This window comes from Micromonospora violae (assembly GCF_004217135.1).
GTDB lineage: Bacteria > Actinomycetota > Actinomycetes > Mycobacteriales > Micromonosporaceae > Micromonospora > Micromonospora violae.
In genome coordinates this window covers 4557339-4580696 of record NZ_SHKK01000001.1, presented here as the reverse complement: position 1 = coordinate 4580696, position 23358 = coordinate 4557339, and the positions used below count along the sequence as shown (strand labels likewise).

Below are 23358 nucleotides of genomic sequence, written 5' to 3'. Positions count from 1 at the left end.
AAGCGGAACGGGAGCAGCGATGGCGCTCGGAGCGGTGGCGGAACCGCCGGTACGACGGCGAGGCAGTGACTACGCACAGTTGTCCCGACGGATCAGCCAGGCGGGCCTGCTGGAGCGGCGTCCCGGCTGGTATGTCACCCGCATCGTGTTCACCCTCGGTGCCTTCGTGGCCGGCTGGGTGGCCGTGTTCCTGCTCGGCGACTCGTGGTGGCAGCTTCCACTCGCGGCCCTGATGGCGGTGGCCACCACCCAGGTCGCGTTCCTCGGCCACGACGCCGGGCACCGCCAGATGTTCCGTCGGCGTGGCCCCAGCGAGGTGGTGGGGTTGTTCGCCGGCAACGTGGCGGTGGGGATCAGCTACGGCTGGTGGGTCGACAAGCACAACCGGCACCACGCCAACCCGAACCACGAGGACGAGGACCCGGACGTCGGCGCGGGCGCCCTGGTGTGGACGCGCGAGCAGGCGTTGGAGACCCGTGGGGTCGGTCGCTGGCTGGCGAAGCGGCAGGCGTACCTCTTCTTCCCGATGCTCCTGCTGGAAGGTCTGAACCTGCACGTGGCGAGCATCCGGGCGATCGTCGGTCGGGAGCCGAACGGCGGGTACAGCGTTCCGATGCGGCACCGGACGGTCGAGGCGGCGCTGCTCGTCGCGCACACCATCGGTTACGTGGCACTGCTGTTGGCGGTCATGTCGCCGGTCAAGGCGCTGCTCTTCGCCGTCGTGCACCAGGCGCTGTGGGGCCTCTACATGGGTTGCGCGTTCGCGCCGAACCACAAGGGCATGCCGATGCCGACCGCCGAGGACGAGTTGGACTTCCTGCGTAAGCAGGTGCTGACCTCCCGTAACGTGCGGGGCAGCCGATTGGTGGACACCGCACTCGGCGGTCTCAACTACCAGATCGAGCACCACCTCTTCCCGAACATGCCGCGCGCCAACCTGCGCCGGGCCCAGCCGATCGTCCGTGCCTACTGCGTCGAGCAGGGCATCCCGTACGCCGAGACCGGGCTGGTCGAGTCGTACCGGCAGGCACTCGGTCATCTGCACGAGGTGGGGCGGCCGCTGCGCGGCTGAACACACCAGGGGGAGGGCGGGGACGGTGCCGGACGGCACCGTCCCCGCCTGCGCGTATCGGGCCGATCGACACCCCGCTACCGCTGGTCCGTGCCGGCCGTCGTCCCCGGTAGGGTCGGGCGCATGGCAGACCTGCTCACCGCGGGAGCGGTGCGAGATGAGCTGGGCGGGCTGACGGGCTGGTCCCCGACCCGGCGAATTGGCGACATCGTCCGGAGTGCGGCATGAGATTCGAGATCAGCAAGGTGCTGGACGCCATCGAGGGTCGGGTCTGCACCGACCCGGGGCTGGCCCGAGCCGTGGTCGACCTGGCCGAGGTGATCCGCTACCAGGACATCGACGGTGGTCGGCCGGCCAGCCTGCTGCGCCTCGGCATGGTCATCGACGCGCTCTCCCGGGAGCTGGAGGAAGACAGCGTCCAGGTCTACGCGGTGGTGCACCGGGCGTTGCTCTCCGACGCCGACCTCACCTCGAACGAGCGGATGGTCGTCCGCCGCTGGGCCGACGACGGGCTCGTCGAGGTGCTCGACAACCCGGGTGACCGGATGTTGGAGGTCGCCGACCTGCTCGGGCTGCCGGTGCTCAGCCGGGTCCGCTTCGACGGGCTGCGCGGTCGGTTCCCGTGGCTGGTCGAGCAGCCCGGTCGGGTGGTCGCCCCGGTGCCCGGCGCCGGCGGGCCGGTGTTCATCGCACACGTCGGAGGCGGTCACTCGCCGGTGGCCGGCAAACGGTCACCGACCGGCGTCAAACTGCTGGCCCGCCACTGGCGCTGCCCGGAATCCGGCTGCGCCCTGTTCGGCGGCGGCGGTGGGGGTGGCGCGTTCGCCGACCTGGCCGGGGGTGCCGACCGCAGCCCCGCCGCGCAGCCGCCGCCCGCACTGCGCAACGGGGTGCCGACCTGCCCCCGGCACGGGGCACGGCTCGGTGACGCCGGCCCGCGTCCGCGTACGGAGGTGCTCGCGGTGCGCATCGGCGGTCTGGTCCGGCGGCGGTTCGTGCTCACCGACGAAAAGCCGGTGGTGGCTGGCCGGGCGCCGGAGCAGGACGGCGGGATCATGCTCGGGCAGTGGCTCAACGACGAGGCCCGACGTTGGATCAGCCGTGGTCACGTCCGCTTCGAGCTGCGCGTCGGCGAGGTCATCGTGACCGACGTCAGCACCAACGGCTCCGGCATCCGCCCGGCCGGTTCGATGACCGAGTCGGACCGGATCCCGCTGGCACCGCAGCAGTCCCGGGTGCTGGGCGAGAACGACATGGTGGAGTTGTACCCGGGGGTGCAGATCGGTCGGGCCGAGGAACTGCCCACCGGTGCCCCGTTCACCCCGACCTCGGTGATGGCCGAGGCCCCGACGATGGCCATGCGTCTGCCCCGGCCCTGACGCGGAAGGCGGGCGTCGGAACGCCGACGCCCGCCTTCCACCACATTCCTGGTTCAGCCGGCCAGCACCTCGGCCAGCTGGGTCACCGCCAGGTCGATCTCCTCCTCGGTGATCACCAGCGGCGGGGCGAGCCGGATGGTGGAACCGTGGGTGTCCTTGGCGAGCACACCCCGGGCGGCGAGCCGCTCACACGCCTCCCGACCGGTCATCAGCGCCGGGTCGATGTCCAGACCCGCCCACAGGCCACGGACGCGTACCCCGACGAGACCCTTGCCGACCAGCCCTTCCAGGCCGGCCCGCAGCCGCTCGCCCAGCTGGGCTGAACGGCGCTGGAACTCGCCGGTGGACAGCAGCCGGACCACCTCGATCGCCACCGCGCAGGCGAGCGGGTTACCGCCGAAGGTGGAGCCGTGCTGGCCGGGCTTGAGCACGCCGAGCACGTCGGCGTTCGCGGCCACCGCGGACACCGGCACGATGCCGCCGCCGAGCGCCTTGCCGAGCAGGTACATGTCGGGCACCACGCCCTCGTGGTCACAGGCGAAGGTCGCGCCGGTACGCCCCAGGCCCGACTGGATCTCGTCGGCGATGAACAGCACGTTGCGCTCGGTGCAGACCTGGCGTACGCCCGGCAGGTAGCCCTCCGGCGGCACCACCACACCCTGCTCACCCTGGATCGGCTCCAGCAGCACGGCCACGGTGTTCTCGTTGATCGCGGCGGTCAGCGCGTCCAGGTCGCCGTACGGCACGACCGTGAACCCCGGGGTGTACGGCCCGAAGTCGGCGCGGGCGTCCTCGTCGGTGGAGAAGCTCACGATGGTGGTGGTCCGACCGTGGAAGTTGCCCTCCGCGACCACGATGTTGGCCTGCCCGGCGGGCACACCCTTGACCTGGTAGCCCCACTTGCGGGCCACCTTGATCCCGGTCTCCACCGCCTCCGCGCCGGTGTTCATCGGCAGCACGAGGTCCTTGCCGCACAGCTCGGCCAACTCCCGACAGAAGTCGGCGAACTGGTCGTGGATGAACGCCCGGCTGGTCAGCGTGAGCCGGTCCAGTTGGGCGTGCGCGGCGGCGATCAGCTGCGGGTGCCGGTGACCGAAGTTCAGCGCGGAGTAGCCGGCCAGGCAGTCCAGGTAGCGGCGGCCGTCCACATCGGTGAGCCAGGCACCCTCGGCGGACGAGATCACCACCGGCAGCGGGTGGTAGTTGTGCGCGGTCCAGCGTTCGGCGTCCCGGACCGCTCCCGGCGTACGCAGCTTGTCATCCACGATCACTTGCTTGCCTTTCCCTGACGGAGTCGCAGCGTGCAGCACTTCGGTCCGCCGCCGGCCTTACGTAGCTCGGACAGGTCGACCCCGATGGTTTCGTAGCCCCGGTCGCGCAACGCGGCGGCCAGGTCGGTGGCCTGCGCGGGCAGCACCACGTGCCGCCCGTCGCTGACCGCGTTCAGTCCCAGCACCTCGGCGTCGGCCATGGTGGCGTGCACCGCGTCGGGGAAGAGCCGCCGCAGCACGGCCTGGCTGCCGGGGGAGAACGCCTCCGGCAGGTACGCCACGGTCCGCTCGTCGAGCACGGTCAACGCGGTGTCCAGGTGGTAGAAGCGCGGGTCGACCAACTGCATGGTGATCACCGGGTAGCCGAAGACCTCCTGCAACTGGGCGTGCGCGGCGTGCGCCGTACGGAAGCCGGTGCCGGCCAGCAGGTGGTCACCGGCCAACAGGACGTCGCCCTCGCCCTCGTTGACGTGCTTCGGGTCGTACATCTCGAAGCCGGCGGCCTCGAACCAGGCCCGGTACGCGGGCGCCTCGTCGGCGCGCTGCGGGTCACGGAACTGCACGGCCATCGCCTTGCCGTCGATCACCGTGCCGCCGTTGGCAGCGAAGACCATGTCGGGCAGACCGGGCACCGGAGTGATCTCCTCGACGGTGTGGCCCAGGTCGCGGTACGTCTGGCGCAGCTGCTCCCACTGCCGGATGGCCAGCGCGGCGTCGACCGGCGCGCTCGGGTCCATCCAGGGGTTGATGGCGTAGTCGACGGCGAAGTACGTCGGCCGGCACATCAACAGGCGCTGGCTGGTGGCGTCCATCGTCATTGTCCTGCTCCCAGGGGTCGGGCGCGCCCGGCCACCGTGGCCCACGGGCTGGCGCCGTGGCTCAACGTTATGCGGCGTCAGCGGCAGGATCCACCACTGAGAGTTGCGCAGACCGAAGATTCGTTGCGTCTGGACGGCTTTTGGCTACGAAACGTTGTGCTGCGGGTTGTGCGGGTCGGGCTTCGTGTTTCCGGCCACCTGCCGTGGGGCTTTCGCAGAGCCTTTGCTCTGCTGCCTAATACGCGCCACCCACCTGTCTGTGCGCCCGCGCACCCACCTGTCTGTGCGCCCGCGCACCCGCCTGTCTGTGCGCCCGCGCGCCCACCGCCGTGCCCGCCCGGACGCACGGGTGCCCGCCCGGACGCCCGGGCGCTGGGCGTGTGAGTGGCGCATGGGGGGGGGGGGGGGGGGGGGGGGGGGGGGGGGTGCAGAGCAAAGGGGGCAGGCACCGCGGTTGGGCCGTCGCTGTCCGCAGGGTTTCTGTTCGTTTGTGCCGGCGAGCCATCCCGAGGGGACTGGCGAAGCCCGAAAACACTTCAGGGGCGGCGAACCGCCGCCCCTGAAAGGGTGTCGCCCGGCCGGTGAACCACCGGACTGGTCGGGCTGCCGGCGAACCGCCGGCTGTTCGCCGGTGCATCACCGGCGAGCGGAACAGTGCCCGCTAGAAACGATCGACAAACTGTGAGTCAAGCCACTCGCGGAACCGCTGCACCCAGTCGCCGTCGGTGGTGGGCCAGTCGAACTGGCCGGTCATCGCGAGCACTCCGATCACGACCGCGGCCAGCCCGATGAGCACCCCGAAGAGCGCGTCGGTCTTGCCGGCGACGTGCCGACGGCGGGTGGCCATCAGGCCGAGCACCGCGAGCACCGCACCGAACGCGCCGAGCCCGATGCCGTACCCGGCCAGGGTCCCGGTCAGCACGAAGAGCGCACCGGCCACGGACACGATCAGGCCGAGCGTGGCGAGCAGGCTGGCCCGCGGCTTCGGGTCACGCGTCACCGGCGGCTCGGGCGCGGTCACGCCCGGGGTCCGGTCGACGGAGCGGCCCGTGCCGACCCGGTCGGTGGCGTCGGGCCGCCGGGTGGAAGTGCTGTCGAGGTCGGCGTCGCGCTCGGCGGTGCGCGCCGTGGTCGGGGCGACGGCGGGCCGGGCGTCGGTCTGGGCGGTGCGCGGCTCGGGCGCGACCGGGCGGGTCGTGCCGGTCACGGGCTCGGGTGCGACGGGGCGGGTGGTGCCGTTCGACGGCTCGGGCGCGACCGGGCGGGCGGTGCCGGTCCGCGGCTCGGCCTCCGCCGGTCGCTTGGTGGCGGCCCGCGCCACCGCCGCCCGCTCGTTGGCCCGCCGCTCGGCCTCGCTGGGCTGGCCGTCGGTCGCGCCGGCGCTGGCGTACGTCGTCTGGTCGCCATCGCGGTCGGTGACCACCGGGCGGCCGCCGTTGTCGCCGGTCGGGCCAGTCCCGGTGACCGGGGTGTCGCGGCCGTCCACGCGGCCGTCGAGGTTCTCGTCCCGCGGCGGTGCCGGCTCGGACCGGCGGGACAGCGAAGGAATCCTGACCACTACACACCTCCTGATGAATGCGTGGTGGCCGACGAAAAGGGTGGCACCCACGCGGTGTCGTCTCTTGAGTACCCACCTGGGTGTTTCCTGACACCAATCCTGGGTACGGCCGCCGAGAGTCGCCTTGGTGGGGCCTGCCCCGCCCTGTCATGCCGTGGGCTTGATCGACTCGGGTTCCTGCAAAACGCGGTGTCCCGCCCACGTGGACACCCCGGTTTCCTGAAACCCGAGTCGATCAACGCGCGGTGAGGGCCTGCGGCGTTCGGCGGGGCGAGGTCCGAGTCGATCAACGCGCGGTGAGGGCCTGCGGTGATCGGCGCGGCGGGACCCATGTTGGTCCGTGCGGGGCTTGGCGGGGGAGGGCTGGCTATCCTTGGCACCCGTGCCAGAGGGACACACGATCCATCGCCTGGCGGCCCGGCACGCCGAGCTGTTCGCCGGGGACAAGCTGCACGCCGCGAGCCCGCAGGGTCGTTTCGCCGAGGGGTCCGCCCGGCTGTCCGGGACCGTGCTGGAGGGCACCGAGGCGTACGGGAAGCACCTGCTGCACCACCACGCCGGCGAGCTGACGCTGCACGTTCACCTTGGGTTGTACGGCAAGTTCACCGACGGGGCGGGGGAGCCACCGGAGCCGGTCGGTCAGGTGCGGCTGCGGCTGGCCAGCGACCGGCACTGGCTCGACCTGCGCGGGCCAACGGCCTGTGAGCTGCTCACCCCGCCCGAGGTGGCTGCGCTGCGGGGTCGCCTCGGGCCGGATCCGTTGCGCGCTGACGCCGACCCGGAGCGGGCGTACGCCCGGATTTCGCGCAGTTCCACGCCCCTCGCCGCGTTGCTGCTGGACCAGTCGGTGGTGGCCGGCACGGGGTTGATCTTCGTGACTGAGGCGCTGTTCCGGGCCGGCCTGCCGCCGACCATGCCGGGTCGACAGGTGACCAGAGCCATCTGGGACGTGCTCTGGGCTGATCTCGTCGGGTTGATGCGACTCGCGGTCGAGCACGGGCGGATCGACACGGTCCGCGACGCGCACCTGCCGGAGGCGATGGGCCGACCGGCGCGGGTGGACCGGCACGGTGGCGAGGTGTACGTCTACCGTCGTCCGGGGGCACCCTGCCACGTCTGTGGCACCGAGGTCAGCCGGGGCGAGTTGGCCGGCCGCAACCTGTACTGGTGTCGTACCTGCCAGGGCGGTTGAGCCGGTCGTCGCCCCGGCGCCCACCGCGCCTTGTGCCTCAGTCGCCGTTGAGCAACCAGCGGACCACTTCGACCTTCTGCGGAAAGACAGTGCCGTCGGCGACGCTCCAGGCCAGCGTGTGTCCGATCGTCCAACCTCGGACCCGTTCCCGGTCCAGTCCCAGCTCGGTGCTGAGCCGGTCCAGCCGGTGTCGGACGGCGGCCGGTGAGTGGCCCAACTCGGCGCCGCGCACCATCGGCACGACGGAGAACTCGCGCTCCCCGGTCAGCGGCTTCGGGTCGATCGCCAGCCACGGCCCCCGATCGGCGGCGAGCGAATCGGCGGCGAGCACGTTGCCGGCGTGCAGGTCCTGGTTGACCAGCACCTGCTCGCCCTGACTCGACGCCAGCTCGCCGAGCAGGGTCAGTGCCGCGTCCAGCAACCGCCGCTCGTACGGCTGGTCGGCCCGTTGCCAGGCACGGGGCATCCGGTCGATCCAGCCGGCGGCCTCGTCGGCCAGCGGGGTGAACGGCGCGCCGGCCGGTCGCCAGAGCCGGGGGAGGAGCCCGATCATCGCGTCCAGTGCCTGCTCCGGTGGGAGTTCGTGCAGTGCGGTGCCGGGCTGGCAGCGTTCGAGCAGCAGGGCACGCCGCTCGGGGTCGTGGGCGAGCAGTCGGACCGCCCCGTCGCCGTCCCAGTGGGCCAACGCGTCGGCCTCGTGCCGGCTCTCCTCGTCGGGGTACTGGAGCTTCAACACCGCCGCCGTGCCGTCGGGCAGGTCGGCGGGGAGCGCCAGTGAGGCGTACGCGTACGGGAAGGGCGGGCCGAGCCGCAGCGACCACCGTTCGGCGCACTCCGTCAGCCAGGTGGGGAGCACGGCCAGCCAGGCCCGGCCGGCGGGTGTTCCGCGTACCCAGTCGAGCCCAACGGGTAGATCCATCTGGCCCTCCTGAGCCGTGCGGTCGTGCGCGTCGGTGGGTGAGGGGCGTTCCCACGCTGGTCCACAGTGGCTAGCGTGGACGGGTGCGGATGGGCGTGAACGTACCGAACGTCGCTTCGGGCGCCGAGCCCGACGTGCGGCGGTGACCCCGGACGTGGCCGAGCATCACAAGTCCCAGGAGGATCGATGACCCCGGACGACGAGAAGTTTCTCCGGCACGCCGTGGAGATCGCCAGGCGGGCCGGGGCCTCCGGTGAACGGCCGTTCGGGTCGTTGCTGGTCAATGCGGAGGGTGTCGTCCTGATCGAGGACCACAACACTGTGGTGTCCGACGCGGACATCACCGCCCATCCGGAGTTGAAGTTGGCCCGCTGGGCGGCGCGGGAGCTTTCTCTGGAGGTGGCCGCCGGCACCACGATGTTCACCAGCTGCCAGCCCTGCGCGATGTGCGCGACCGCGATCGACCGTTCCGGCCTGGGTCGGGTGGTGTACGCCCTGTCCACGGAGCAGTTCGAGCAGGTCAAGCCGGCCACCCCGGCGCTGCCTCCGGTTCGGTACGAGGGGCCGGCGTTGTTCGACGAGGCGCGCCAGCCGATCGACGACTACTACTGAGCGGAGCTGCGGCGCGATGGTGTGACGCAGACGGAATTGACAGTCGGCCGACTGTCGGAGCAGGGTTGGGTGGTGACAACGATGTCAACGGACAAAAAGGAAGGGATCGTACGATGGTCCACTTCCGGCCGCACCCCGTGCGCGGTGTCCTGTTGACGTTCTCCGGCGCGGACCCGGTCCGTCCGCCGATCCTGGCCGTATGTCCCATTCCTACCCGACGGTGACCAGCTGAGATGACCGACGTGCCCCGATCCGACGCCGAAACGACACCCGCTCCGCCGGGGTCACCAGACCTGCCCGATCTGGACGAGTTCCTCGTCGACCAGACCCGGACGCTGCTCGACACCGCCCGCCGCTCGGTCCGGTCCGAGGGCGGCTTCTGGTGGTTGACCGACGACCGCACCCCGGATCGTGGCGAACCGATCCACGCCTGGATCACCTGTCGGATGACCCACGTGGCCGCCCTCGCCCATCGCAACGGCGACCCGGACGCCGCCGCCCTGGTCGACCACGGGATCGCCGCGCTCAGCACGCTGCTGCGCGACGACCGCTACGGCGGCTGGTTCAGCGCGGTGGACCAGCAGGGGGTGCCCGTCAACGATCGCAAGGCCGGCTACGACCACGCGTTCGTCCTGCTCGCCGCCTCCAGCGCCGCGCGCGCCGGACGTCCCGGCGCGGAGCAGCTGCTCGCCGACGTGCTGGCGGTCGTCCGGGACCGATTCTGGGACGACGACGCCGGCGCGGTCCGCGAATCGTGGAACCGGGACTGGACCGTCACCGAGGACTACCGGGGCGCCAACAGCAGCATGCACATGGTCGAGGCGTTCCTCGCCGCTGCCGCCGCCACCGGCGACGCGAGCTGGGCCGACCGGGCCCTGCGGATCGCCACCCACCTCGTGCACGGTGAGGCGGCCCGGCACGACTGGCGGCTGCCCGAGCACTTCACCACCGACTGGACGCCGCTGCCCGACTACAACCGGGACCAGCCCGCCGACCCGTTCCGGCCGTACGGCTCGACCATCGGGCACTGGCTGGAGTGGGCCCGGCTGCTGCTGGAGTTGGAGGCGGTGCTGCCGCAGCCACCCCGTTGGCTGCTCGCCGACGCCCGTGCCCTGTTCGCCGCCGCCGTGCGTCGTGGCTGGGCGGTCGACGGCGCGGACGGCTTCGTCTACACCATCGACTGGGACGACCGGCCGGTGGTGCGCTCCCGGATGCACTGGGTTCTCGCCGAGGCCATCGGAGCGGCGATCACCCTGCACCGCCGCACCGGCGACGCGGTCTACCGCGACTGGTACCAGGTCTTCTGGGCGTACGCCCGCCGTAACCTCATCGATCAGACCGGATGGCGGCACGAGTTGGACGTACAGAACCTGCCCGCCGACACGGTCTGGCACGGCCGGCCGGACGTCTACCACGCGTACCAGGCGGTACTGCTGTCCCGCGCGGCCGACGGGCTCGGTGGCCCCGGCCCGCGCGCACCGGCGGAGGTGACCGCGTGATCGTCGTCGCGGGTGAAGCGCTGATCGATCTGGTCGTCACCGCCGAGGGGCAGCGGGCCGTGCCCGGCGGCTCCCCGGCCAACGTGGCGGTCACCCTGGCCCGGCTCGATCAGCCGGTACGGCTGCTGGCCCGGCTCGCCAGCGACGAATACGGTCGGCAACTCGTCGCGCATCTGAGCGCCAACGGTGTGGACCTGGACTGGGCGGTTCGCGCCGCGGAGCCCACCTCGGTGGCGGTGGCCACCCTGAACGCCGCCGGGCAGGCCAGCTACGAGTTCCGGTTGGCCGGTGCGGCCGACTGGCAGTGGACGCCGCAGGAGCTGCCCGAACTGGCCGGGTCGCCGGCGATCGCGCTGCACACCGGATCGCTCGCGCTCGCGTTGGCCCCCGGCGCAGAGGCGCTGGAGGGCCTGCTCGCCCGGGAACGTCAGCGGGACGGACTGACCGTCTCCATCGACCTCAACCTGCGGCCGAGCATCGTCACCGACCGGGCGGCGGAGCAGGCGCGGGTACGCCGGCAGATTCGCCTCGCGCACCTGGTCAAGGCCAGCGACGAGGACCTGGCCTGGCTCTACCCGGAGCGTTCGGTGGCCGAGGTGATGACCGGATGGCGTGCGGCCGGCGTGTCGTGTGCCGTGGTGACCCGCGGCGGGGAGGGCGCCTGGCTGCTCGCCCCGGACGGCTCGCTGCACGAGGAGCCGGCGGTCCGCACCACCGTGGTCGACACGGTCGGTGCCGGCGACTCGTTCACCGGCGGTCTGCTGGCGGCGCTGGCCGACCTCGACGCGCTCGGTGACCGGCCAGCCGACCGGCTCGCCGCGGTGACCGGGTCGCAGTGGGGTGTGGTGCTCCGGCAGGCGGCCACGGTGGCCGCGTTGACCTGCGCCCGCCGAGGCGCCAACCCCCCGACCCGCACCGAGGTCGAAGCCCTGCTGACCACCGCGACCTGAACCCACACCGGCACGGGTCGATCATGGACTTGTGCTCCGTCGCGGGTCGATCATGGACTTGTGGTGGGCGGTTAACCCCTCTTTGCGGCATACGCGAGGCACCACAAGTCCATGATCGACGCGTGCGGGCGCGGGCGGGCGTGCGCGGGCGTGCGGGCGCGGGCGTGCGCGGGCGTGCGCGGGCGTGCGTGGGGCTCGCGCGGGCGCGGGCGGGCGTGCCGGGCGCGTCAGGTCAGGCCGCGTTCGACGAGCCTGGTGGGGAGGATCGTTGTGGACGGCGGGGTGTCGTCGCCGGCGACGCGTTGGAACAGTCGCTCGGTGGCCACCCTCGCCAACTCCCGGGTGTCGTACGCGACGACGGTCAGCGGTCGGGGCATCAGGTGGGACAGTTCGAAGTCGTCGAAGCCGACCAGCGCGGCGTCGCTGCCCCGCCGGTGCAGCTCCTGGAGGGCGCCGACGGTGAGCCGGTTGTTGGCGCAGAAGAACGCGGTGGGCGGCTCCGGAAGGTCGAGCAGCGCGGCGACCGCCCGCCCGGCCTCCTCGGGGGCGATGAGCCGCTCACGGACCAGCGACCCGTCCGGCTCGACCCCGGCGGCGTCCAGTGCCGCCCGCGCTCCGGCCAGCCGCTCCCGCATGGTGGGCACGCTCGGCGCGCCGAGCAGCAGCCCCACCCGTCGGTGCCCCTGGTCGAGCAGCGCGCTCACCGCGGCATGGCTGCCGCCCCGGTTGTCCAGCAGCACGGCGTCGGCTTGCAGCCCCTGCGGCGGCCGGTCCAGGAACACCACCGGCATGCCCAGCTCGACCTCACGACGGAGGAACGAGTGGTCGAGGCCGGCCGGCACCACCAGCAGGCCGTCGACCCGGCGCTGGGTGAAATCCTGGAGCAGGGCGCGTTCCCGCTCCGGGTCCTCCTCGGACGACGCGGTGATCAGCATGGTGCCGTGGGCGGCGGCGATCTCGGCGGCGACGCTGGCGATGGTCGCGTAGAACGGGTTGGCGATCTCCTCGATCAGCAGCCCGACGGTGGCGTTGAGCTGCCGGGAGCGCAGGTTCCGGGCGATGTCGTTGCGCCGGAAGCCCAGCTCGGCGATTGCGGCCAGCACCCGGCCGACCAACTCCTGCCCCACCGGCTCGTCGTTGACGACCCGGGAGACCGTCTTCAAACTGACGTCGGCCCGTCGGGCCACGTCGACCATCGTGGGACGCCGACGCGCGGTCGGCCGGGTCGGGGTCTGGGTCACGGGGTGGTCCTCCACGGCGGGCGCGGGTCAATGGTTGAGCGCGGCGAGCGCGTCGACCGCTTTTCGGGCGGCGATCAGCACCGGATCCCACACCGGCGCGTATGGCGGAGCGTAACCCAGGTCCAGCTGTGTCATATCGTCCACCGTCATGCCGTTCCACAACGCGACGGCCAGTGTGTCGATCCGTTTGGCCGCCTCGGACCAACCGACGATCTGTGCGCCGAGCAACCGGCCGCTGGGACGCTCGGCGATCAGCTTGACCGTCATCGGCCGGGAGCCGGGGTAGTAGCCGGCCCGGTTGGTCGACTCGGCGATCACCGAGACGAACTCGAACCCGGCGGCGGCGGCCTCCCGCTCGCGCAGGCCGGTCCGGCCCACCTCCAGGTCGCAGACCTTGGTCACGGCCGTGCCGATCACGCCCGTGAAGGTGGCGTACCCGCCGCCGATGTTGGTCCCGGCGACCCGCCCATGTTTGTTGGCGTGCGTGCCGAGCGGCACGTGCACCGGCAACCCGCTGACCCGGTGCAGGGACTCCACGCAGTCGCCGGCCGCCCAGACTCCGGGGAGCCCGGGCACCCGCATCCGGCGGTCGACCCGGATCGCCCCGGTCGGCCCGAGGGGCAGCCCGGCCGCCTTGGCGAGCGCGGTGTTGGGGCGTACGCCGAGGCCCAGGACCACGACGTCGGTCGGGATCGGCCCCTCGGCGGTGACCACGGCGGAGACCCGGCCGTCGCGCTGTTCCAGGCCACTGACGGGCAGGCTGGTGCGGATGGTGATGCCGAGGCTGCGCATGGCTTCGGTGACCAACTCGGCCATGTCGGGGTCGACGGTCGCCATGGGCTGCTCGCCCGCCTCCACCAGGGTCACCGAGAGGCCGCGTTGGATCAGGGCCTCGGCCATCTCGACGCCGATGTACCCACCGCCGACCACCACGGCCCGGCGCGGCTGTGGCTCGGCGTCCAGCCAGTCGCGGAGCGCGGCACCGTCGTCGAGGGTCTGCACGCCGAACACGCCGTCCACGTCGGTGACGGCCCACGGCGGCTTCACCGGCACCGCGCCGGTGGCGTACACCAGGTCGTCGAAGCGTTCGCGGACCTCGCCGCCGCCGTTCAGGTCCTGGGCGACGACCTCGCGGCGTTCCAGGTCGATTGTCGTGACCTCGTGACGCAGACGTACGTCCATGGCGTACTCCGTGCGGAACGTCTCCGGGGTGCGGGCGATCAACGTCTCGGGACCGGGCACCAGGCCGCTGATCCAGTAGGGGATGCCGCACGCCGCGTAGGAGGTGAAGTGGCCCCGCTCGAAGACCACGATCTCCAGGTCGCCACGGTCGCGGCGGCGTCGGGCCTGGGACGCCGCCGACATGCCGGCGGCGTCCCCGCCGATGACGATCAGCCGTTGCGCCACGGGTTCATCCTGTCACGCACTGATCAGCCGCGGGTCTGTCGCGCGACGTCCCGCACCACGTCGGTGAGTCGGCCGGTGCGCTCGAACACCGCCCGCTGCCGTGCCGCGCCGCTGCCGTGCCGACGCAGACCACCCAGCAGGTCGGTCACCTCGGCCCAGTCGCCGTGCTGCTCCAACGCCGGCCGCATCCGTTCCACGAACCGGTCCAACAACTCCCAGGCCGGGCGCAGCTCACCGGTGGTGACGTCCACGGCCTCGCCTTCGAGGCCGTCATGGGCGGCCCGCCAGTGCGCGCCGACCAGCAGGTGGTGGTCGGTGCGCAACGCCGGCCGGTCGGCCTCGACGTCCGCCATGGCGGTGGCCACCAGCGCCCGGACCAGCGCGGCGACCAGCACCGCGTCGTCGACCGACGGGCAGACGTCGCCGATCCGCAGCTCCACCGTCGGGTACTTCGCCGACAGGCGGGCGTACCAATAGAGCATCCCCTCGTCGAGCATCACCCCACTGGAGATCAACTGGCGGATCAGCCGCTGGTAGTGCTCGTGCGACTCCAAAAACGGCGTCGGGGCCACCGACGGCCAGCGCTCCCACTCCACCGAGCGCCAACTGGCGTAGCCGGTGTCCGCACCGCCGGCGAAGGGCGAGTTGGTGGTGACCGCGTGCAGCATCGGCAGCCACGGCCGTACGTGGTTGAGCACCTGCACGCCGGTGTCCGGGTCAGGCACCCCCACGTGTACGTGCATACCGTTGTTGCCGGGGCCGGGAACGAGCAGCCGGAACCGTTCGATCATCCGGTCGAAGCGGGGCTTGTCCACCACCGGTGGCACCGGGCCGTCGACCGGGCCGGTGCCGATGGCGAGCAGGCGTACGCCGGCCCGCTCGGCGGCGTCGGAGAGCGCCCGACGCAGGACGCCGAGGGAGTGCCGGATCGACGAGAGCTCCAGGCCTGGCGGGCTGCCGATCTCGATCTGACTGGTCTGGAACTCCCGCTCCACCTGCCCGCGGAGCTCGGCCGGCACCTGCTCCATGACCAGGTCCACGGCCGGAACCGCGGCCCCGGTGTGCGGGTCGACGAGCAGGAACTCCTCCTCGACACCCACGGTGAGCAACCCGGTCGCCGCAGCCATGTCGCTGGGCGCCTCCGCCACCTGACCGGTCATCGACATCACCCGTCCGTTCCTACCGTTCGCGGGCCGTCCGCGTCGGTCCACCGTTGGTTACCCAACGTGGCGATGTCGGGAAACGTGGCGGCGGCCGGTCGGGCGCGGGCGGACCCGGATTCGGCCGGGTGGGGTGACAGCGGGTCCTATGCTGGGCCCGTGCCGGTGCTGCTGGGTTATCTCGGGGTCGCGTGGATGTCCGCGTTCGCCCAGCTCACCCTGCTCGCCGGTCGCCCGGCCGATCTGCTCGCGGGTGCCGCGTTGACCGCGCTGGTGTTGCTCGCGGTGGTGCTCGCGGCCCGGGTGCACGGCTGGGCGGGCACGTTTGGTGCCGGGCCACGGTGGGCCGGCCTGCGGGCCCGCTCCCGAAGTCGCCGAATGCCCCGCCAGATCGACCCGGACGCCGCCGGTCGGCCTCGTCCCCGGGCTCCGGGGCACCCCTCGGTCGCGTAGCGCCTCGCCGCCGCGCGGCCGATCCCGTCGTCACCGGCCCCCCTGCTGAGCGGATGCCGCCCGGGGGAGGGCCCCACCGGAGTCGGACCGAGGGGTTCCCCATGCTTGCCTTCGCACCACTGCACGACGCTGTCGGCGCTGCCGGCAGTGCACTGTCCTGGCTCACCGAACTGCTCGAACCACTGGCCGGTGGGGCGGCCACCGCCGCCGCCATCGTGCTGTTCACCATCGCCGTCCGTCTGCTGATCTCGCCGCTGACCGTCGCGCAGGTCCGCGGGGAGCGGCGTCGCGCGGCGCTCGCCCCACAGGTGCGCGACCTTCAGCGGCGGTACGCCGACGACCCGGCGACGCTTCAGCGCGAGGTGTTCACGCTGTACCGGGAGGCCGGCGCGAACCCGATCGCCGGTTGCCTGCCGTTGCTCCTCCAAGCGCCGTTCCTGCTGGTGCTGTACCGGTTGTTCAGCACACGCGAGGGCGGCACCGGGCTGCTGGACGAGCGGTTGGCCGGCGTACCGCTGGGTCACCATCTCGGCGACGGGCTGGCGGGTGCGGCCGGACCGCTCTTCGGCGTACTGCTGGTGGTGTTGCTGATCGCCTGGTGGTCGTCGCGGCGGGCCCGCCGTGCGTCGGCGGCGGTGGGCACGGTGGCCGGTACGCCCACCGAGGGGCCGGGAGCGGCCACGCTCGGGCGGCTGCTACCCCTGCTGCCCTTCACCACCGTGCTGGTGGCGCTGGTGCTGCCGCTCGCCGCGGTGATCTACCTGGTGACCACGAGCGGGTGGTCCGCCATCGAGCAGGCGGTGCTTCGCCGCCCGTCGGCGGTTCCGTCGGGCTCGCTGGACAGCCGTCCTGGGCGCCGGCGGTAGGCGCCACCGCGGATCAGCGGCCGGCGGTCACCGACCGCCGGTCGTCGCGGTCCCGACGCTTGCGGACCTTACGGATCACCCAACTGACCACCATGACGACGAAGATCGCGCCGATCGCGTAGTTGAACCAGTCGCTGTAGCGCGCGACGTCCTGCCAACGGCTCCCGAGCGCGTAACCGGCACCCACGATGAGACCGTTCCACACGCCGCTGCCGATGGTGGTGAGCAGGATGAACTCGCCCAGCGGCATCCGGTTGGCCCCGGCCGGTACGGAGACCAGGCTGCGGACCACCGGCACCACCCGGCCGATCAGCACCGCCCACCGACCGTGCCGCTCGAACCACCTGTCGGCCTTCTCCAGGTCGTCGCTGTCCACCAAGGGGATGTGGTCCAACCAGCGCTTGAGCCGGTCCTCGCCGAGCGCCGCGCCGAGCCAGTAGAGCACCAACGCGCCGACCAGCGAACCGACCGTCGCGGCGAGCACCACGAGGAGGACGTTGAACTCGCCCTCGTGCGCCAGGAAACCGGCGAGCGCCAGCACGATCTCGCTGGGGATCGGAGGAACGATGCTCTCCAACGCCACCAGCAGCGCCACTCCGACCGGACCCATCACCTCGATCACCGAGGCCACCCAACCGGTCAACCCGGTGAACTCGGACGGGTCGCCAGCCTGGGCGTACGCCATTGTCGTCCTTCCGCGTCGGTGCTCGGGATCGTACGGTCATACCCACCGGAGCGGTCGTTACACCTCCGGATGCAGCGCGGTGTCCGCCGGGCCCTGCCGCCAGCCGGTGAACACCACAGTCAGGCCAGCGCGGGATGGCGCGCAGCAGAACGGCCCGGCCAGCACCTCGGCCGTCGGGTCCAGCGGGGCGAGCCGGACCAGACGCCACGGCTCGTCGTCGACCCGGGCGCGGACGGCCAGCGCGTCGCCGGCCCGGCTGACCCGGACGGTCACCTCCCGGCCCGCCCACTCCGGCACCGGCCCGACCGACCAGTCGGAGAACTCCCGGGTCACCACCGCGCCGAGCTGCACCTCGCCGTCGCTGACCTCGACACCGGCCTTGGTCCAGGTGCGTTCGTCGACGCGGACGAACGCACCGGCCTGGTCGAACTGCGCCGAGAAGTCGAGCCGGAAGCTCACCTCCATGGCGGTGCCGGTCGGCAGCGGTGCCAGCAGGGCCGGGCCGTTGTCGTGGACGAAGCCGTAGCTGGTCCGCCGCCAGAAGTCGCTCTCCGCCGCCGGCTCGACGACCAGCTCACCGGCCGGGCCCTCCTCGACGCGTACCGGTGGGTGCAGCCAACTGCCCCGGGACCAGTCCAACGGCTCACTCGGCGGTACCAGGTCGTTTCCCATGACAGGCACGATAACCAAGGGTTTGCCGCGATGATCGAACGGAGATGTTCCTCCGGCATGGGTGACCGTTGGTATTCCGAAGCCGTCGTCTACTGCCTCGACATCGACACGTACGCCGACTCGGACGGCGACGGGGTCGGTGACATCCGTGGGTTGATCGGGAGACTGGACTACCTGGCCCGGCTCGGTGTGACCTGTCTGTGGTTGCACCCGATCCACCCGTCGCCCAACCGCGACGACGGCTACGACGTCACCGACTTCTACAACGTGGACCCGCGCTTCGGCACCCTGGGCGACTTCGCCGAGCTGCTGCACCAGGCGCAGAACCGGGGCATCCGCGTGATCATCGACCTGGTGGTCAACCACACCTCCGACGAGCACCCGTGGTTCCAGTCCGCCCGTTCCGCGCCGGACTCGCCGTACCGCGACTGGTTCGTCTGGTCCGACACCGAGCCGGACGACCGGCATCAGGGCATGGTCTTCCCCGGCGAGCAGAAGGAGACGTGGAGCTACGACCGCACCGCCAAGGCGTGGTTTTACCACCGGTTCTACAAGTTCCAGCCGGACCTCAACTTCGCCAACCCGCAGGTCCGGGCCGAGGTCAAGAAGATCATGTCGTTCTGGCTCCAGCTCGGTGTCTCCGGTTTCCGGATGGACGCCGTGCCGTTCATCATCGAGCTGACCGAGCCGGGCAACCCGAACTCCCCGAAGGACTTCGAGTTCCTCACCGAGCTGCGCCAGCACGTCCAGTGGCGGCGTGGCGACGCCGTCCTGCTGGCCGAGGCGAACGTCGAACCGGACGAGCTGGCGACGTTCTTCGGTGACGCCAGCGGTTCCGGCAACCGGATCCACATGCTCTTCGACTTCATGCTCAACGGGCGACTCATGCTCGCCCTGGCCCGCGAGGACCCCGAGCCGCTGATCGACGCCTTGCACGACACCCCGAAGCTGCCGGTCGGCGGGCAGTGGGCCACCTTCCTGCGCAACCACGACGAGATCGACCTGTCCCGGCTGACCACCGAACAGCGCAACCAGGTGTACGCGCAGTTCGGCCCGGACGAGAACATGCGCATCTACGACCGGGGCATCCGTCGCCGGCTCGCCCCGATGCTCGGCAACGACCGGCGGCGCATCGAGCTGGCGTACGCCCTGCAGTTCTCGATGCGCGGCACGCCGGTGCTGCGCTACGGCGAGGAGATCGGGATGGGCGAGGACCTGTCACTGCCCGGACGGGAGTCGATCCGTACCCCGATGCAGTGGTCGTACCAGCCGAATGCCGGCTTCTCCACGGCGGAGGAGGAGAAGCTGGTCCGCCCGGTGATCGACAAGGGTGAGTTCGGCTACCAGAACGTCAACGTCACCGCCCAGCGGGGCGACGTCAAGTCGCTGCTCGCCTGGTTCGAGCGCATGATCCGTACGCTGCGGGAGGCGCCGGAGATCGGGTCCGGGTCGACGACCCACATTGACGTGGCGATGCCGCCCGGCGTGCTCGCGCACCGCGCCGACGGGCCGACGGGGACGATGGTCTTCGTGCACAACCTGGGCACCGACGACGTCGAGGTGGACCTCAGCAGCCTTGAGCCCGAGGCCGACCTGCCGATCGACGTGCTCGCCGACCGTGGCTACGGCGAGTTGGGCAAGCTCGGCGCGGTGAAGGTCTCCGGCCACGGATACCGCTGGATCCGCCTCTGCCGGGGCCGGGGCTTCTGACGCGCGGCGGTTTCCCGATCACGCGTGACGTCCGGCCGGTCGGCGCCGGCCGGACGTCACGCGGTCAGGGCCGGACGATCAGCGCACGCCGAACGCGCGCAGCACGGTCTGGTTGATCGAGTTGCCTGAGCTGTCCGCGGCGCTGGCGCGCAGCGACACGAACGTGGCGCCCTTCGGCGCGCTCAGCTTCGTCGACCACGAACCGTCCTTCGCTCGGTCCAGGGACTGCTTCTGCCAGTGCGCCCCGTCGTCGTACGAGATCTCCAGGGTGACCGACCCGACGGTGCCGCACCCGGTGACGCCGGGCAGGTGGTTGGCGGACACGGTCAGATCGGTGTGGGCCTTCGCGGTGCCGGCGGTGTCGGTGTCGACCGCGTAGTCGAGCTGGAGCAGCGGGAGCACCGCCGACTCCACCCCGGCAGCCGGCGCCTTGGAGCGGAACGTCCACTCGGTGGTGGTGCTGGTGGAGTACGGACCGCCGGTCGGGTCCTGGGTGGTTCCCACCACCAACCGGTACGGCAGGTCGCCCGCCTTCGGCGCGGTGCCGCTGATCCAGGTGCTGCTGCTCTCGGCGAGCAGCGTCCGGCCCTGGTAGAGCTGGTTGGTCTGCCCGGCGCCGTTCATGGCCATGCCGACGTGGTCGGCCCCGCCCCAACCCGGCACGTCGAACTTGAGGGAGTCGCCGGAGCGGGTGGGCAGCGTGAAGTTGTTGTTCAGGTGCGGCCGTTCGATCGGCTCGAAGAACCGCTCCTCGTTCTTGCTGCCGGCGCGGTAGCTGGTCCGGGGATCGATCTGGTAGGTGCCGCCGTCGATGTACGCCTCCTGACCCCAGGTGTACAGGTCGTTGATGGAGACCCAGTCGGTGCGGACCGGAGCGAGCGGCCGGTTGCTGCTCTCGCCGATGCCCCAGTTGTTGTACGACGGCCAGTCGTAGCGGAACTCGCCACCGCGGGTCTGCCGGTCGGGGAAGGTGAAATTGACGTCGATCCGGGCCAGCGTCTTCTTGGTCTCGGCCCGGCTCATGTTGCTCGGGATCTTGTTGTGGTAACCCTGAACGAGGTCGTACACGTAGTCGGCGATGGGCTGCGAGGCAACCTCGACCTTCGTCGACTCGCGCTGGATCTGCTGGATCAGCGCCTCGCCCTCGTCCATGCTGAGCAGCGCCACCTCGATCGGGGTCGGGGTGACGAAGTCGATCGAGTAGTCGCGCACCTCACGCCACGGCCAGTCGTTGACCACCAGCATCAGCTTCGCCCCGGCGGCGGTCGCCGCGGCGGCCTGCTCGGCGTCACCGACATCCAGGTTGTGCCGGACCACTACCGCCTTGCCCCGGGCGTCCAGCTTGGCGTAGTCGCTCGGCGCGCCGTTGCCGGCGTAGACCACCGGCAGCGTCGAGCTGCCCTCCGGCAGTTGGGTGGTGCCCTGCTGGCGGACCACGTCGTCGAAGTTCACCTTCTTGGTGCCGACGCTCAGCACCGGCTGCTCCTTACGCCACCGGGCGCCGAGGTAGAAGTCGCCGTGCCGCACGTCCTTGCTGGTGGGCTGCGCCCAGAAGCTGTCGTAGAAGACGCCGCCGGCGATGAACGAGCGCCAGCGGCCCTCGCCCTGCGACCGGAAGTAGTCCAGCCGGGTGAAGGTGTCGGCGGTCTGCTCCGGCACCGTCGACTCGACCCGGCGGGCCGCCTTACCGTCCAGCCGAACCGTGGTGTCCTGACGCAGGTCGATGTCGGGGTCGCCGAGCAGCGCCAGGCCGAGCGAGTTCGGCCCGTGGCTGCCGGTGACGTTCAGGAAGCTCATCGCCGAGTAGACGCCCTCGGGCAGGTTGAGCAGCAGCGTGCCGTCCGGGTTGGTCGAGAGGAAGTCGGCCTCGTAGCTGCCCGGCTGGCCCAGCTCGATCGTCCCGGGGGCCGGCTTGCCGTCCCGGTCGGTCAGCTCAAGCCGAAGCTTGTGGTGCGGGGTGAAGGTGCCCACGGAGATCGCGGTACGGGCCAGCACGGCCCGGTCCGCCCCGGTGGCGACGACCTGGCCGGTGTACCGGCTGCCGGCGCTGGACCGGGAGGTGTCAGTGGTCAGGGTGACCGTGGCGGTGCCGCTCGCGGGCACGCTCACCTGCGCGGCGGAGAGGCTGAACAGCCCGGCCGGTGCGTTCGGGGCGTCCACCGACAGGCTCAGCGTGATCGGCTGCCCGGTGGTGTTGGTGTACGTCACCGGGTGCGTGACGCGACCCGGGTTCGCGGTCTCGTAGTGCGCGGTGGTGGAGACGGTGCCGGTGGCGACGATCGGCGCGCGGACGGCGGCGGCGACGTCGAGCCGGCCGTTGCCGGCCTGGAAGGCGTCGAACGCCGGCGTGGCCTTGGTCGTGCTGACCAGCGCGTCCTTCAGTTGCTGGCCGGTCCAGTCCGGGTGCTTCGCGGCGAGCAGGGCGGCGGCACCGGCGACGTGCGGCGCGGCCATCGAGGTGCCGTCCATGCCCTTGTACCAACCCTCGCCGGGTGAGTACTGCGAGCGGGCGGCGAGCACACCGACGCCGGGCGCGGTCAGATCGGGTTTGATCGCCTCGTCGCTGATCCGCGGGCCGCGGTTGGAGAAGTAGGCGAGGGTGTCGTCGCTGTCGACCGCGCCGACAGTCAGGCCGGCGTCCGCCGCGCCGGGGGCGCTCACGCCGGGGCCGCCGTTGCCGGCGGTGGTGATGAAGAGGGCGCCGGTCTCCGCGCTGAGCCGGTTGACCGCCTGGCTCAGCGGGTCGGTGCCGTCGCTGGGCTGGCTGGAGCCCAGGCTCATGTTGATGACGGTGGCGGCGGCCTCCCGGGCCGCCCACTCCATGCCGGCGAGAATCCAGGATTCCTGCCCGTTGCCGTTGTCGCTGAGCACCTTGCCGATGGCGAGTTGGGCACCGGGGGCGACACCCTTCTCCAGGCCGTCCGAGGCGGCGCCGGTGCCGGCCACGGTGGACGCGACGTGGGTGCCGTGCCCCGCCCGGTCGGTGATCTCCTCGCCGGGCACGAACACGGCGGACGCGCCGATCTGGCCGACCAGGTCCGGGTGGGTCGGGTCGACGCCGGTGTCCAGGACGGCGACTCGTACGCCGGTGCCGGTGTCGCCGTTGGCCCAGACGGCGGGGGCACCGATCTGGGCGGTGGTGTCGGCCAGGTCGGCGTGCACCTTTCCGTCCAACCAGATCTTGGCGATCCCGCCGGAGAAGCGTCCCGCACCGCCGGTCGCGGTGGCCGCCTTCGCGGTGGGGGCGGTGATCGCGGCCCAGAACTCGTCGGCCTGGTCGCGGTCCTCGCTCAGCGCGGCACTGCCGATGCTGCTGAGGGTGCGGGTGCGGGTCGCACCGGCGGGGGTGCCGCCGGCCCGCAGGCCGGCCGTGTCGGCGTACGACACGATCAGCGGCAGACGGTCCATCCGGGCGTCGTCGTACCCGTCGGCGATCAGCTGGGTGACGTTGAACAGTCGCTTGTCCAGCGTCTTCGCGGTCACGTAGGGCAGCACCGACTGGGGGTAGACGTAGAGGTCGTCGCCGGCCTCCATCACCCGTACCGGTGTCGGGGCGCCGTCGGGACGTCGTACGTCGACGGTGCTGCCGTTGGCGCTCTGTCGGGTGGTGACCGTGTCGCCGGTGATCAGGGTGACCGAGTGGGTGCCGGGTGGGGTGGGCAGGTCGGTCACGGGGGCGGTGCCGGGGTCGGCCGGCGTCGCGGAGGTGGCGGCCAGGGCGGGTGTTCCGCCGGTCGCCGCGAGGGCCGCAGCGGCCGCGGCGGCGAGCCAGGCCCTGCGGGTACGCGAAAACTTCAAGTGGATGTCGTTCCTTGCCTCGTCGTGTCGGTGCTGACGGGGTGACAGCGATCGGCACGGTACGCGCGGAAGATCATTATTTCTGTAAAGTGAAAG

General features: G+C 71.7%; 19 protein-coding genes. 9 read left to right on the top strand and 10 right to left on the bottom strand.

Annotated features, from left to right (window positions below; all coding sequences use genetic code 11):
* Positions 1 to 19: 19 nt before the first annotated feature.
* Together EV382_RS20320 and EV382_RS20315 are read left to right on the top strand one after the other, a co-directional pair.
* Positions 20 to 1072: a fatty acid desaturase family protein gene (locus EV382_RS20320; RefSeq protein WP_130404196.1), complete on the top strand. Its 1053-nt coding sequence runs from the start codon at positions 20 to 22 to the stop codon at positions 1070 to 1072.
* Between the two features lie 224 nt (positions 1073 to 1296).
* Complete coding sequence (locus EV382_RS20315; RefSeq protein WP_130404194.1) at positions 1297 to 2451, top strand: FHA domain-containing protein; 1155 nt, start codon at positions 1297 to 1299, stop codon at positions 2449 to 2451.
* Positions 2452 to 2504: 53 nt separating this feature from the next.
* Here EV382_RS20315 and rocD read toward each other — a convergent pair whose 3' ends face one another.
* The 3 genes from rocD to EV382_RS20300 all read right to left on the bottom strand — a co-directional run bounded on the left by rocD (position 2505) and on the right by EV382_RS20300 (position 6098).
* A complete protein-coding gene (gene rocD / locus EV382_RS20310; RefSeq protein ID WP_208758641.1) occupies positions 2505 to 3719 on the bottom strand; it encodes an ornithine--oxo-acid transaminase in 1215 nt (404 codons plus the stop codon).
* Positions 3719 to 4534: a dimethylargininase gene (ddaH, locus tag EV382_RS20305; RefSeq protein WP_208758640.1), complete on the bottom strand. Its 816-nt coding sequence runs from the start codon at positions 4532 to 4534 to the stop codon at positions 3719 to 3721. Before ddaH ends, rocD begins: the two co-directional genes overlap by 1 nt.
* 667 nt (positions 4535 to 5201) lie before the next feature.
* Positions 5202 to 6098, bottom strand: a complete 897-nt coding sequence (locus EV382_RS20300; protein WP_244236769.1) for a DMT family transporter — start codon at positions 6096 to 6098, stop codon at positions 5202 to 5204.
* A gap of 382 nt (positions 6099 to 6480) precedes the next feature.
* Here EV382_RS20300 and EV382_RS20295 point away from each other — a divergent pair, with 382 nt between their 5' ends.
* Positions 6481 to 7290, top strand: a complete 810-nt coding sequence (locus EV382_RS20295) for an Fpg/Nei family DNA glycosylase (RefSeq protein WP_130404188.1) — start codon at positions 6481 to 6483, stop codon at positions 7288 to 7290.
* Between the two features lie 37 nt (positions 7291 to 7327).
* On the opposite strand, the gene EV382_RS20290 is transcribed toward EV382_RS20295, so the two are convergent.
* The gene (locus EV382_RS20290; protein ID WP_130404186.1) at positions 7328 to 8209 is read right to left on the bottom strand and encodes an aminoglycoside phosphotransferase family protein; all 882 of its coding nucleotides are present in this window, start codon (positions 8207 to 8209) and stop codon (positions 7328 to 7330) included.
* A 186-nt stretch (positions 8210 to 8395) separates the two neighbouring features.
* On the opposite strand from EV382_RS20290, the gene EV382_RS20285 reads away from it, so the two are divergent.
* The 3 genes from EV382_RS20285 (at position 8396) to EV382_RS20275 (ending at position 11270) form a co-directional block, all read left to right on the top strand.
* Positions 8396 to 8821: a nucleoside deaminase gene (locus tag EV382_RS20285; RefSeq protein ID WP_130404184.1), complete on the top strand. Its 426-nt coding sequence runs from the start codon at positions 8396 to 8398 to the stop codon at positions 8819 to 8821.
* A gap of 233 nt (positions 8822 to 9054) precedes the next feature.
* Positions 9055 to 10320 carry an AGE family epimerase/isomerase gene (locus EV382_RS20280; protein ID WP_130404182.1) on the top strand — a complete coding sequence of 422 codons (1266 nt, stop codon included), beginning with the start codon at positions 9055 to 9057 and terminating at the stop codon, positions 10318 to 10320.
* Positions 10317 to 11270 (top strand): carbohydrate kinase family protein, encoded by a 954-nt coding sequence (locus tag EV382_RS20275; protein WP_130404180.1) that lies wholly within the window; start codon positions 10317 to 10319, stop codon positions 11268 to 11270. Before EV382_RS20280 ends, EV382_RS20275 begins: the two co-directional genes overlap by 4 nt.
* Before the next feature lie 227 nt (positions 11271 to 11497).
* Here the strand turns inward: EV382_RS20275 and EV382_RS20270 are convergent, their stop codons facing one another.
* Genes EV382_RS20270 through EV382_RS20260 form a run of 3 tightly spaced genes read right to left on the bottom strand, consistent with a single transcriptional unit; the run spans position 11498 to position 15084 of the window.
* Positions 11498 to 12511 carry a LacI family DNA-binding transcriptional regulator gene (locus EV382_RS20270; RefSeq protein ID WP_425271913.1) on the bottom strand — a complete coding sequence of 338 codons (1014 nt, stop codon included), beginning with the start codon at positions 12509 to 12511 and terminating at the stop codon, positions 11498 to 11500.
* A 27-nt stretch (positions 12512 to 12538) separates the two neighbouring features.
* Entirely contained in the window at positions 12539 to 13918 is a 1380-nt protein-coding gene (locus tag EV382_RS20265) for an FAD-dependent oxidoreductase (RefSeq protein WP_130404178.1), read from the bottom strand.
* A gap of 23 nt (positions 13919 to 13941) precedes the next feature.
* Positions 13942 to 15084: a carboxylate-amine ligase gene (locus EV382_RS20260; protein ID WP_425271912.1), complete on the bottom strand. Its 1143-nt coding sequence runs from the start codon at positions 15082 to 15084 to the stop codon at positions 13942 to 13944.
* 153 nt (positions 15085 to 15237) lie between these two features.
* Between EV382_RS20260 and EV382_RS20255 the strand changes: the two genes are divergently transcribed.
* Together EV382_RS20255 and EV382_RS20250 are read left to right on the top strand one after the other, a co-directional pair.
* Positions 15238 to 15531 (top strand): DUF6412 domain-containing protein, encoded by a 294-nt coding sequence (locus EV382_RS20255; protein WP_244236768.1) that lies wholly within the window; start codon positions 15238 to 15240, stop codon positions 15529 to 15531.
* 101 nt (positions 15532 to 15632) lie between these two features.
* Complete coding sequence (locus EV382_RS20250; RefSeq protein WP_130404174.1) at positions 15633 to 16397, top strand: YidC/Oxa1 family membrane protein insertase; 765 nt, start codon at positions 15633 to 15635, stop codon at positions 16395 to 16397.
* Between the two features lie 13 nt (positions 16398 to 16410).
* On the opposite strand, the gene EV382_RS20245 is transcribed toward EV382_RS20250, so the two are convergent.
* Positions 16411 to 17082, bottom strand: a complete 672-nt coding sequence (locus EV382_RS20245) for a DedA family protein (protein WP_130404172.1) — start codon at positions 17080 to 17082, stop codon at positions 16411 to 16413.
* A gap of 57 nt (positions 17083 to 17139) precedes the next feature.
* Positions 17140 to 17754 (bottom strand): DUF1349 domain-containing protein, encoded by a 615-nt coding sequence (locus EV382_RS20240; protein WP_130404170.1) that lies wholly within the window; start codon positions 17752 to 17754, stop codon positions 17140 to 17142.
* 57 nt (positions 17755 to 17811) lie between these two features.
* On the opposite strand from EV382_RS20240, the gene EV382_RS20235 reads away from it, so the two are divergent.
* Positions 17812 to 19464 carry an alpha-amylase family protein gene (locus tag EV382_RS20235; RefSeq protein ID WP_130409029.1) on the top strand — a complete coding sequence of 551 codons (1653 nt, stop codon included), beginning with the start codon at positions 17812 to 17814 and terminating at the stop codon, positions 19462 to 19464.
* Between the two features lie 78 nt (positions 19465 to 19542).
* On the opposite strand, the gene EV382_RS20230 is transcribed toward EV382_RS20235, so the two are convergent.
* On the bottom strand, positions 19543 to 23262 hold the full coding sequence (locus tag EV382_RS20230; protein ID WP_130404168.1) for a S8 family serine peptidase: 3720 nt from the start codon (positions 23260 to 23262) through the stop codon (positions 19543 to 19545).
* Positions 23263 to 23358: the final 96 nt, after the last annotated feature.